Annotated in this window: 11 protein-coding genes; 2 read left to right on the top strand and 9 right to left on the bottom strand. The window is 55.4% G+C overall.

Annotated features, from left to right (window positions below; all coding sequences use genetic code 11):
• Positions 1-67: 67 nt before the first annotated feature.
• Positions 68-1,012 (bottom strand): alpha-E domain-containing protein, encoded by a 945-nt coding sequence (locus tag CWO84_RS19725; RefSeq protein WP_033155700.1) that lies wholly within the window; start codon positions 1,010-1,012, stop codon positions 68-70.
• Positions 1,006-2,439 (bottom strand): circularly permuted type 2 ATP-grasp protein, encoded by a 1,434-nt coding sequence (locus CWO84_RS19720; protein ID WP_033155701.1) that lies wholly within the window; start codon positions 2,437-2,439, stop codon positions 1,006-1,008. Before CWO84_RS19720 ends, CWO84_RS19725 begins: the two co-directional genes overlap by 7 nt.
• A 215-nt stretch (positions 2,440-2,654) precedes the next feature.
• Here CWO84_RS19720 and CWO84_RS19715 point away from each other — a divergent pair, with 215 nt between their 5' ends.
• Positions 2,655-3,536 (top strand): PfkB family carbohydrate kinase, encoded by an 882-nt coding sequence (locus CWO84_RS19715; protein WP_033155702.1) that lies wholly within the window; start codon positions 2,655-2,657, stop codon positions 3,534-3,536.
• Positions 3,537-3,571: 35 nt separating this feature from the next.
• Here the strand turns inward: CWO84_RS19715 and CWO84_RS19710 are convergent, their stop codons facing one another.
• From CWO84_RS19710 to CWO84_RS19690, 5 genes are all read right to left on the bottom strand, one after another.
• Positions 3,572-4,306, bottom strand: a complete 735-nt coding sequence (locus CWO84_RS19710; RefSeq protein WP_033155703.1) for a DUF5765 domain-containing protein — start codon at positions 4,304-4,306, stop codon at positions 3,572-3,574.
• Positions 4,307-4,473: 167 nt separating this feature from the next.
• The gene (locus CWO84_RS19705; RefSeq protein ID WP_225892902.1) at positions 4,474-5,634 is read right to left on the bottom strand and encodes an efflux RND transporter periplasmic adaptor subunit; all 1,161 of its coding nucleotides are present in this window, start codon (positions 5,632-5,634) and stop codon (positions 4,474-4,476) included.
• 8 nt (positions 5,635-5,642) lie between these two features.
• Positions 5,643-7,088, bottom strand: a complete 1,446-nt coding sequence (locus CWO84_RS19700; protein WP_033155705.1) for an efflux transporter outer membrane subunit — start codon at positions 7,086-7,088, stop codon at positions 5,643-5,645.
• Positions 7,088-8,668, bottom strand: coding sequence for a DHA2 family efflux MFS transporter permease subunit (locus CWO84_RS19695; RefSeq protein WP_101054717.1), 1,581 nt, complete (start codon positions 8,666-8,668; stop codon positions 7,088-7,090). Before CWO84_RS19695 ends, CWO84_RS19700 begins: the two co-directional genes overlap by 1 nt.
• A 24-nt stretch (positions 8,669-8,692) precedes the next feature.
• Entirely contained in the window at positions 8,693-9,550 is an 858-nt protein-coding gene (locus CWO84_RS19690; protein WP_033155707.1) for a hypothetical protein, read from the bottom strand.
• A 127-nt stretch (positions 9,551-9,677) separates the two neighbouring features.
• On the opposite strand from CWO84_RS19690, the gene CWO84_RS19685 reads away from it, so the two are divergent.
• Positions 9,678-10,574, top strand: coding sequence for a LysR family transcriptional regulator (locus CWO84_RS19685; protein WP_101055047.1), 897 nt, complete (start codon positions 9,678-9,680; stop codon positions 10,572-10,574).
• On the opposite strand, the gene CWO84_RS19680 is transcribed toward CWO84_RS19685, so the two are convergent.
• Together CWO84_RS19680 and CWO84_RS19675 are read right to left on the bottom strand one after the other, a co-directional pair.
• Positions 10,547-11,533 (bottom strand): 2Fe-2S iron-sulfur cluster-binding protein, encoded by a 987-nt coding sequence (locus CWO84_RS19680; RefSeq protein ID WP_033155708.1) that lies wholly within the window; start codon positions 11,531-11,533, stop codon positions 10,547-10,549. The two genes, CWO84_RS19685 and CWO84_RS19680, sit on opposite strands and share 28 nt — an antisense overlap.
• A 15-nt stretch (positions 11,534-11,548) precedes the next feature.
• Positions 11,549-11,929, bottom strand: a complete 381-nt coding sequence (locus CWO84_RS19675) for a group 1 truncated hemoglobin (RefSeq protein WP_101054714.1) — start codon at positions 11,927-11,929, stop codon at positions 11,549-11,551.
• Between the last annotated feature and the right edge of the window lie 30 nt (positions 11,930-11,959).

Below are 11,959 nucleotides of genomic sequence, written 5' to 3'. Positions count from 1 at the left end.
CGCTAGGCTGAATCGCCAAAATTTTGCTTAAACAGTCGGTGCAGCAATACACTGTTTACACAAGGACTTATTCCGGTCCATTAAGAAAGGCCCGCTGAATTTCAACGCCGAGCGCGTTGTTACGCAAAATGAAATCCTGCAAAAACTGATGCAAGCCCGTCTTAAAAATGTCGGCCATCCGCCCGTAATGCAGCCGCGCATGATTTTCGCCGGCCAAGCGCAGACACTCCCGGCCCCGCTGCCGACACAGTTGCTCCAGGATAGGCGCTAGTTCGTCGTAGCAGGCATGCAAAGAGCGCGGCATGTCGTCGCGTAACACCAATAGCTCGGCCACTTTCCAGGGCTCGATGGTATCTCGAAATACTTTTTGATAGGCCTCGAATGCCGATACCGAACGCAGCAAGGAACTCCATTCGTAATAATCGACCTGACCCTCGGGAGCTTCCACGGCCGGCAACAGCAATTGATACTTGGCATCCAGCAGCCGGGCGGTATTGTCGGCCCGTTCGACAAAGCTGCCCAAACGCACAAACTTGTAACTGTCATCGCGCAACATGGTGCCGAAGGTAACACCGCGAAACAGGTGCGAACGCGATTTCACCCAATCGCAAAATTCGCTGATCTCTGCTTCTCGTAAACCTTGTCGAATCCGTTGCCTAAGTTCCAACCATAAGGCATTGACGGTCTCCCACATTTCCGAAGACATCGCCACTCGGACGGCACGCGCGTTTTCGCGCGCCGAGTTAAGAGCACTGACGATGCTGGAAGGGTTACGCTCATCCAAAGCCATGAACTGAATCACATTGACAGCAGTGTAGCCGGAGTAGTTTTTCTCGAAAGCCTCGATATCGTCGGCAATCTGCACCGGGGGTTTCCAGCGTGCGGCTTCGTCGTAGGCGCTATTGGCGACCAGTGACATCCGATAAGTCACGTCCAGCACCCGCGCCATATTCTCGGCGCGCTCGATATAACGGGCCATCCAGTAAAGATGGTCGGCGGTGCGGCTTAGCATGTTGAGTCTCCGTGCAATACCCAAGTGTCCTTAGTGCCGCCGCCCTGCGAGGAGTTCACCACCAGCGAACCTTCCCGCATCGCTACTCGGCATAAGCCTCCCGGCACCAGCGTGGTGGTTTTGCCGGACAACACAAACGGTCGCAAGTCCACATGGCGCGGCGCCACCCCTTGTTCAACCAAAGTCGGACAAGTCGACAAAGCCAGAGTCGGTTGGGCGATGTAATTGTCAGGTTCGGCCAAAATCCGCGCCCGAAAATCCTCGATCTGCTGTTTGGAGGACGTTGGTCCCACCAACATGCCATAACCGCCGGAACCCTGCACTTCCTTGACCACCAGTTCCTCCAGATGCGCCAACACATATTTCAAATCGTCGGGATTTTCCAGTTTATACGTGGGCACATTGGACAAAATAGGCTCCTCGCCCAGATAAAAACGCACCATCTCCGGTACATAGGTGTAGGTAGCTTTGTCGTCTGCCACTCCCGTGCCAATCGCGTTAGCCAGCGTGACGCCCCCATTGCGATACACCGAGACCAAGCCCGGCACACCGAGCATCGAATCTTCGCGAAACGCCAGCGGATCGAGAAAATCGTCGTCGATGCGCCGATAAATCACGTCAATGCGCTTTGGGCCTTCCGTGGTGCGCATGAACACTCCATTGTCCTTGCAAAACAAGTCCTGGCCCTCTACCAGCTCTATACCCATTTGCTGCGCCAGAAACGCATGTTCGAAATACGCACTGTTATAGGCGCCAGGAGTCAACAACACCACAGTCGGATCGTAAACACCGGGCTGCGCCACCGCCCGCAAATTGTTCAATAGCACCTGCGGATAATGCTCGACCGGCGCTACCGCATAACGGCGAAACAGTTCCGGGAACAGACGCATCATCATCTTGCGGTCTTCCAGCATGTAGGAAACCCCGGACGGTGTGCGCAGATTGTCTTCCAGCACATAAAATTCGTTCTCGGCGGTACGTACGATGTCGACGCCGGCGATATGTGCATAAATCCCACCGGGCACGTCCACGCCCTGCATTTCCGGCCGATACATCTCGTTTTCCAGAATGCTGGCGGGGACGATACCGGCTTTGATGATTTCCTGATCGTGATACAGATCGTTCAAAAACGCATTCAGCGCCGTGACTCGCTGAATCACGCCCGCCGACAACACCCGCCATTCCGTCGCGGCCAGAATCCGCGGCACCACATCAAATGGAATTAAGCGCTCAGCGCCGGCCTCGTCGCCGTAGACATTAAAAGTAATACCCACCCGCCGAAACAGCATTTCCGCTTCGCGGGACTTTTGCATCAACTGGGCATGATCGGTACTGCTCAACCACTCCGCGAAGGGTTGATACAGCCGCCGGACGCTACCGGTTGAGGTACGCATTTCATCGAAAAAAGTATTTATATTCATGATCATCTTTCAGCAATCCACATGCCAATCTTATTAATGTCTATTTATCAAAAAGTTAAATCGCCGCCACATCACCCAAACCGCTTTACGCACCACATCAGTGCAGCACACATCGGTAAGCGCCCTGAAAACGACCATAGCCGTTCACACGCCATTGTCATTTCCGCAGGCGTTGATTATTGTGATCGCTCTAAACCAGCAATTGCGGCGAGGCGAGACAGATGCAGACAGCTTTTTTCACGATATTCGGTGAAGTACTATTCGACAATTTTCCGGACGGCAGCCGAATCCTCGGTGGCGCGCCATTTAATGTCGCCTGGCATCTGCAAGCTTTGGGCCGGCCAGCCCTGTTTATCAGCCGTGTGGGGGAAGATGACGCCGGCCGCGAGATCCTCGCGGCCATGCAAAGTACCGGTATGACGCGATCTGCCATGCAGATAGACGCTGCTCACCCAACAGGCAGCGTAGCGGTCAGCATAACAGACGGGCAACCCAGCTACCGGATTCTGGACCGGCAAGCTTACGACTACATTGATGCCGAGGCGTTCCATCATTCCCCCAAACAGGGCTTGCTCTATCATGGCAGTCTGGCTTTACGAAACCCGGTTTCCAGACAAACATTGCTTAATATGCAACAGAACTGGAGTGGCCCGGTGTTTCTGGATGTCAATCTGCGCGCGCCCTGGTGGCAAGCGAATGAGGTCTTGGAATGGATAGCCGGCGCGGATTGGTTAAAACTGAACGATGAAGAATTGGAATTATTGCTGCCTGACCAGCAGAGCATAGACACCAAGATGCGCCTATTGCAGCAGACGTATCATTTACAAGGCGTGGTGCTTACGCGCGGCAGCCAAGGTGCTCTGGCGCTGAATTCATCGGGGAAGTTGTTCGGTATCGCCCCCGAAAGCCATATTGAAATAGTCGATACGGTCGGTGCCGGCGATGCGTTTGCAGCAGTTTTGTTATTGGGGATTGCCGAACACTGGCCTATGCCCGTGATGCTAAAACGGGCGCAGGAGTTTGCGTCGGCGTTGGTAGGTCAGCGCGGCGCTACCGTCGCCGACCCAGCGTTTTATCAAGGGTTTATTGAAGCCTGGCAATAGCAGAGGCGTAATGTCTTGTGCCTCTGCCACACTGATCAAGATTGTTGTCTGGCGGGCACGCCGTCTGACCAATCGTCAGACTGGGCGGAGAAAAACTTTTTAAATGTCGGCATGAAGCTGGCGGTGATCGGGATCGAATAAAAACAATACATCGCCGCCGCCTCGCCGGTACTGACGCCAAACAGCCATTGCGGCATGAACAAGGTCATCAACGCGCCGAAGCAATGGTAGATGCCGATTCGCCAATTGTTTTTCCAGACAAACGCGCTGAAGGCCAGGGCAAACAAAGAGCCATGGGTCACCAGCAAACCAAAGGCGCTGGAGATCGCATAACCGATGTGGTAGATGCCCATGAACAGACAGGAGTTCATCCGGCCGATGAAATTAGGGTCAATATCAAACAGCTGCCAGTCGTTCGGCAAGCGGGTCAAAATCAAAAACAAACCGCTCAAAGAGCTGCCGACAATAAAAGCTTTCTTCAAGGCCTTAGGGTCCGACGAATACGTCGCCAAAGCCGGCATGATCGCAAAGGCTTGCAGGCTGATATGCACCGACGACAATTCGCTTAGAAAAAGATTGCTGCCGTAGCCGCACTGATCGGCTACCGGATACGCAAAATACTGAATAAATTCCATCAACGAGAAGTGAAAAATGGCGTAAGCCCTCGCCAGTTTCACCCAAAAGGTTTCGTCCTTATCCAGGAAGGTTACCGTGGAGGCAACGAGCCCCGCCACTCCCAGGCCCAAAGACATATTGGCACTAAAACACATGGTTAATCCGTCATTTAAATTTTTAGAAGCGGCGCGTACCTTGTCGCAGTCGCCGGTTTGATTTATGAGTGCCGGCCATTTTTGCCGGAAGGCAAAGATACACGTAGCGGCGTTTTATTGCAGCAATTTTGTGGGAATTAATCGCTAGCCGCCTGAATACGGCCGAACTAGTGCGGCCGATTGGCCAACTCAATCTGTTCTATCAACTGTTCGGCACCCTCCAACTCTCGATCATAAACATCGGTGCGATAAGCCTCGCCATTCAGCGTAACCGCGGATGCCGATACCAAACCGTCGGCTTTTTCTATGTTGATACGGGTTAATGTAGACAAGCCTGGCTGCAAGGGATTGGCCTTGAGTTCCGCGGCATCCAGCGCGATACGCACCTGCAAACGCTCGGCGATATGAATGAAATTACCGGTAGCATTATCGGTCGGCAACACTGCAAAGATGCTGCCGGTACCTGGATTGATGCCTTGCACCCGGCCGTGATACATCCGTTCGTCGCCATACGCCGCCACGCGCACTTCGGCCGCTTGCCCCGGCCTGACCCCAGCGATCTGACTTTCCAGAAAGTTGGCTTCTATCCATAGATCGTCGAGCGGCACGATAGCCAGTAAGGGCGCACCAGCCTTCAGCGTATCGCCGACTTGCACCTTGCGTTTGGCCACGCAACCGGACACCGGCGCCACCAGATTTCGGCGCTGAAAATCCAGAAACGCTTGGCGCAAGCGGCTCTTAGCTTTTTCCACCGCAGGATGATTATCGATACCCGAATCCAGCAATTGCGCCTCAATACTGCTTTGTTCGGCGCGAATTTCTTTAATCGCCGCCTGCAGTTCGTGGCTTTTATCTTGGGCATTTTGTAGCTGTTGATCGGAAACCGCCCCATCCTTAGCCGCTGCGTTAAAGCGCGCCAAGTCATGATCAACCTGTGCCAGCAAAGCTTGTTTCACCAAGGCCCGCTGCTTCAGCGTCTCGGCTTTGGCCTGCAAACTGACGATATTCCGCACCGCTTCCGCCAATTCGGCTTGCGTCTGCTGCAAGGCAATGCCGGCATGCACACCATCCAGCCGAACCAAGACCTGGCCTTTTTCCACGCACTGGGTGTTTTCCGCCAATACTTCGATCACGGTACCGTCAGTCTGGGTTTTCAACGTAATTAAATGCCCGGCCACGAAGGCGTCGTCGGTGGCGATCCAGTCGCGATGCTCCAGCCACCAATAAGCCAGATAAGCCAAACCGGCCAGCAGCAAAGCCAAGGTGACGCCTTGCAAGCGGCGCCGGCGTTGGCGCAGAATTTCTCGAGGACGAATTTTTTTTGGCATGTTTGCGGTCATGGCTTTGCGGGTTTAGTGTCGCTGTAGCCGCCGCCCAGCGCTTTGATGATATTAATCTCGGCTTTGTGTCGCTCGCCCACCAGAGCCGCCAAGCGAAACTGTTGTTGATAGACCTCCAATTTAGCCAAACTCGGCGCGGCGCGATCAGACAAGCCATGAATGCGTAAACTGTCGGCCAGCTTGTCAGCGGCTAATGCGTCGGCCAAGCTTTGCCTCTGTGCCGCCAGGCGCTCATCCAGCTCGCGCCAACGGCTCAGCGCATCGGCCACTTCCTGCACCGCATGCACCAAGCTGCGGTTATAGCGCTCGACAGCGGCTTCGTAAGCAGACTCTTGATACGCCAAATTGGCGCGCAGGCGGCCGCCTTCGAAGATCGGAAACTCGATGGACGGCCCGACCGCGTAAGCCAGACTGGAACCTTGCAACAACACGTCGCTCAAGCTGACGCTGTGCAAGCCGGTGAAGGCCACCAGATTGACGTCCGGATAAAACGCCGTCTCGGCCACCTTGATTTCCTCGGCCGCCGCCTCGGCATGCAGCCGCGCCGCGCTAATATCGGGACGATGCGCCAGTAAATGCAGCGGCAAATCCACCGGCAGGGTTAACGCTTGCTCAAACTGATCGGATTCGATAACGATGCCAGCCCCCCAATCAGGCCCCTTCCCAGCCAGCGCCGCTAACAAATTTTTACTTAACGCCACGTCGGCGCGCGCCGCAGCCAAACCTTGTTCGGCGTTAGCAAGGGCTATTCTGGCCTGCAATAGCGGTGCGTCGGGGGCCAAACCGGTCGCCAAACGTGTCTGTTCAAATTGCAACAAGGCCCGCCGCTCGGCGACGATGTTCTCGGCGATGCCTTGCTTTTCGCTGACAGCCAGCAGCTCGAAATATGCCTTGGCCACGGCAGACGCCAGTAACAGCCGCGCATCGGCCAACTCCGCCGCGGCCGCCAGCGAGCGGCCAACCGCGCCTTGCAGGGCCGCCGCGTCGCGTCCCCAAAAGTCCAGGTGATAACGCAAGATCAAGGGGTTAATCAGCATCTGCCGAAAGTTCTCGCCGGCCAGTTTGGCTTGCACGCTGTTCGCCGAGAAGCGCTGCGCCGAGAAGCTAACATTGGCATCTACCGTCGGATAAAGCTCGGCCGCCTGCGCATCGACCATCGCCTGTGACTGCCGCAACCGGGCCGCTGTGGCCTTCAAATCCGGATTATCGGCCAGCACCGCGCTTATCAAGCGCTGCAATTCCGGGCTGGCGAAACCAGTCCACCAATCCGGCGCCGGCCAGGCATCGCTGCTTGCGAAACTGCCGCGCGCATCAGCAACGGTGTTGGTCATGTCAGGCATGGGTAACAGACTGGCGCGCGTAGTTTCTTCTCCACCGAACCGGGCGCAACTTGACGAAATACCCAACATTAACGCCAGTGCAATGAATCGGCGTACAGACATTAGGCCTCCTCCGCGAGTAATTCCTGAGTTTCCCGGCGCAGTTCCTGCTCGACACTGACTTTCACCGGGGTGCGAGTCGGGTGCGCAAACCAGACCAACGCCGCCATGCCGACAAACACGCAACCGGCCATCCAGAACGCATCGTTCATGGCGTGTAACACCGCATCACGTCCGGCCAGCTTGGCATATTTGGTCAACGCCGCCGGCTCTGCAAATCCCAAGGCATTTAGCGTTGCCAAGGCAGGATGATCTGACAATTCAAACGCGCCGTGATTTTCGGCAAAGCGGGTCAGATGCTGCGGCGCCCGCCGGTACAGCACGATGCCTTGCACGGCAATGCCGATTGCCCCGGCCGCTATCCGCAACAGATTAGCCAATTCCAGCGCCCGCCATTGCCGTTCGGCTGGCAAGCCGTGCAGCAGCAAAGCGGTCATCGGCACGAAAAAGCTGCCCAGGCAGGCGCCCTCCAGCAACTTCGGCCAGAACAATTGGGCAAACGAGTCCGGATCGTCGAAGCGACTCAGCCAAAAATAGGTGGCGGCGAATCCGAGCAAATTCGCACTCGCCAACAGCCGGGCATCACAGCGTTTGACGATCTCGTGCAAGACGCTGGCCATCGGCTTGGCGCAGATAGCCATCGGCAGAAATACCAAACCGGCTTCCCACGACGAATAGCCGAACGCCAGTTGTAACTGTACGATGAGCAAGGACAGCAAGCCTTGAAAATACAGAAAGCCGGTGAATAAAATGAATACGCCAATGCTGAAATTGCGGTGCGCAAACAGGCGAATATCCAAAAATGGCCGGCGCACGTGCAATTCCCACACCACCCAATACATCAGCAAAGCGCCTATCAACGCGATTAAGCCTTTGATGTAAGCCGAATTGGTCCAGTCCCAATCGTTGCCCTGGTTCAACAAAGTCTGCAAAGCAAACACCAGCATTACCGATAAGATAAAACCCACGCTATCGAAGCGCTGCCAGGATCGCCGGTGACCGCGCCGATACAACAGCGCGCCGACGATACCGGCAATCGCCAATGCCGCCGGGATGTTGAGCCAAAACAGCCAGCGCCAACCCAAGTTATCGGCTATCCAACCACCCAAAGGCGGGCCAAAAGTGAACGGCGTCAACGTGAATAGGCTCCAGATACCGATACCTAGCGATTTGCGTCTATCGGGATATTCCTTCAACAACAAGGCCTGACCCAAGGGCAGCGTCAAGCCGCCGGCAAATCCCAGCACAATGCGGCCAGCCAGATAGCCGTAAAAGGCAGTGCAATAGGCGCAGAGGAAAGAGGCCAAGGCAAACGCCAGGAAAGCCGCAACGAAGGGCCGGTATTCACCGAAGCGCCGCGCCAACCAGCCGCCCACCGGAAACGCCAGCGCCAGCGCTATCATGTAATCAGTCTGGGTCCAGGTCGCAAAACTGGGCGGCACACCCAAGCCGCCGGCCACTCTGGGCAGCATGGCGATGTACGCGCCGGCATTGAAGATCACCAGCGCATGCCCAAAACCCAGGCACAGATTAAACAGCTTAAAACGCCAGCCGCGCAGACGCTTTTGATAGACGAGGCTCATCCGCTTATCGGCCCGGTCAACACGCTAAGATTCGTCGGCTTGAGGGGGTAGGCGCAGACCAATGTCACCCAAACTTTGCCGCAACAGTGGCACCGCCATATCGCTGATCAATCGTTTAAACGCGCCACCGCCATTGTCCAGAGAGGCGAACGCCTGATCGTCAACCCTGAAACTTTCCGATAGTGTCCGAGCGATGACGTGGCGCGAGACGGGATCAATGAGCTTGATCATTAGCTGCAAAGACGTTTGCCCTTCAAAAATCCGATACCTGCCGATCCCAACCTCTATCACCGCGTCGTAGCGGCCCATCGCCGCATAATCGACCGGCGTGGTGTTCTGGCCGTACCAGGCTTGAATGGCCTGATGCCAATGTTGCAAACTGGCATCACCCGCCGCCGGTAATTGATAATACTCGCGGCTCAATTCCCCTTTGCGATTTTCCGCAGCTAGTAGACCAGGCAGCTTCTGCGCCGCCGCCTTGGCGGGCGTCCAACCCAAATCGGTATTTACAGGACTACCGGCAGCGCTTGGCGCTGCCTTGGTCATCGCTTCCACATCAGCCGTTCGGCTGTCACTAACCATGCCCGCAATTTCGATACCGCCAGGGATTTGATAAAGCTCAGTAGGCAGCGCATAACCCAAGGCCATGTTTTCGAAATGTCGATAAGCCGGATCGCGCCGCTCGATCAAATCCGGTATCACTTCCAGCGGCGGCGCTTGCACCGGCACAATCAAAAAACTGTGCAATCGGTCGATCTGCGACGCGGAGGGCTTAATGCTCTGCGCCGTGCATGCCGCCAGCAAACACGGCAAAGCCAATCCCAGCAGCATGTTTTTGTGGTTACCCCAAAGCCTGGTAAATAAACATATTGAAGTTTTCATGATTTCCTCCGCACCCAACAATGCCATCGAATCGATACATTACTCAGGAGGTACTATAAAAACCACGTTGATATAAGACAAGCGATATTTATTGGACTTTAATATCGATAAATGCAATATTAAACTGATGGACATCGACCAAATCAGAACCTTTTTAAGCGTCGCGGCCAACGGCAGTTTCCTGGAAGCGGCCAATCGTTTGTATGTAACGCAATCGACCGTTAGCACCCGTATCCAGCGCCTGGAAGCTTATTTGGGCGTGACGCTGTTTGTCCGCAATCGCTCCGGCGCCAGCCTGACTTTGCCGGGCCGGCGTTTTTTACCGCACGCCAAATCCTTGCTATTAACCCTGGAACAAGCCCGGCACGATATTGGTTTGCCCAGCCGGTTTCGCGGCAGCATCAGCATTGGCGCGCGGATTGCCTTGTGCGAAACCTTGTTGCCGGAATGGATCAGTGAGATACGGCAGGCTATGCCCGATATTTCCATCCGTAGCGACATCGGCTTTGAGGAAGACTTGATGCGCAGCTTGGTGGCGGGCGCACTGGATATAGGCTTGATGTACACCCCCCAACACAGCCCCAGCCTGCAAATAGAACCTTTGTTCGATGAAACCCTGGTGCTGCTGACCACCGACCCCAGCCAGCCCTGGCCGAACGACGATTACATTTATGTCGATTGGGCGCCCGGATTTTATGCTCAGCACAGTAATAGCTACCCCAACCTGGAACGGCCGGCGCAGGTGGTCAATATCGGCTGGATGGCGGTACAACTGATTCTGGCGAAAGGCCGCGGCTCCAGCTTCCTGCCGGTACGCCTGGCCGAACCATTGCTACAAGCCGGCAAACTATTTCCGGTCGCCGACAGCCCGCAATTCAAATTACCGGCCTACATGGTGTCGCAGCGCGATAACGATTCGGCGGTTTTACAGCAGGTGCTGGCGCAGATCCGCATCTTGGCGGCGCTGGAGCGGCAAAAGGTTTATGTGCTGCCCGATCAATCCAAGGTGGCCGACGCGACATGAAATGCATCGGCATGGATGTCCTGCAAGGCCGCGCCATGCAAAAACGCTTGGCGTTTGGTCTGATGCACCATGTCCGGATGGCCGCATAAATACAGCCGCCAACCTTTCAGACTAGGCAAACTCGCCATCGCCACGTCGTTGGCCCGGCCCCTGGCCACGCCATCAGGCGCATCGCCGCGCGAGATACAGGCGGTGTAATGGAAATTTGAGTATTGGTCGGCAAGCGCCTGCATTTCCTCGATCCAATACAAACCATCCATCTCGCGGCTGCCATGGAATAGATGAATATCGCCACTGTGGCCGTGGTGCAAAGCCTCACTGACTATGCCCGCCAACGGCGCCAAACCACTGCCGGTGCCAATCAGCAACAGATTTTTTTCCGGGGTAGTCGGCAGGTAATAACACAGCCCCTGCGGATCGGATACCTCGAGTTTGTCGCCTACCTGAAGTTCCCGGTGCGCCCATTCGCTGAAGCGGCCGCCGGCCAAGCGGCGGATATGAAAACTTAATTTGTTGGCATGCAAGCGATTGTTGGCAATCGAATAACTACGGGTCAATCCGTCGGCGCGTTTCAGATTCACGAACTGGCCGGCGTAATAATCCATGGTTTCCCGGCACCGCAAAGTGAGTTGCAGCGTCTCCGCATTCAACAAACTTTTTTCAATTACCGTCGCTTCGGTGAAAAAATCGGCGGGCGGATTAATGCTGATAGACATATCCTGCTGCGGATAACACAGGCAGGCCAGGAAATGATTTTGATGCCGCAACACTTCTTTTAAACCGTCTTGCGCCGCCGGCGGCGGCGGGCCCTGCAAGCTGCGCACCATACAGCTTTGACAAGCGCCCTGCCGACAACCGTAGGGGATGTCGATGTTTTCGCGCAGACAGGCGTCCAGCACGGTTTCGCCAGACTCGCAAACAATTTCGCGGTCGTTCACGCTGAGTTTATGCAAGCTCATCCCCTACTCCGGCGCCTAGCGGTCCAACACGTCGTTACGGGTGCTTTCAGCAATCGCCGCGACTTGATTGATCAGCTCTTGAGGCACATTAAGCTCTTGCAAGGTAGCCGCCAGATTTTCGACCACCGCATCAAAATGTGAGTCATCCAAACCCAGTTTTTTAACCAGATGCGCATGGGCTTGACGCATATCGGCGCCGGAATAGTTATTCGGACCGCCGAAAGCCATGGTTAAAAAGGATTTTTGTTTGGCTGCCTGCTTGTCCATATCGGTGTTATCGAAAAAGCGGCTGATGCGGTGATCGCTCAGCACTTTGCGGTAAAAAATATCGACCGCCGCGTTAACGGCCGCTTCGCCGCCCAGTTGTTCGTAAAGTGTCGCTGTGGTTTCACTCATGATGGTCTGCCTTTAGTTGCCAATTAAAAA

It is taken from the genome of Methylomonas sp. Kb3, from assembly GCF_002834115.1.
GTDB lineage: Bacteria > Pseudomonadota > Gammaproteobacteria > Methylococcales > Methylomonadaceae > Methylomonas > Methylomonas defluvii.
Note: the sequence above shows the minus strand (reverse complement) of the source record. Positions and strands in the feature narration are given on the sequence as shown.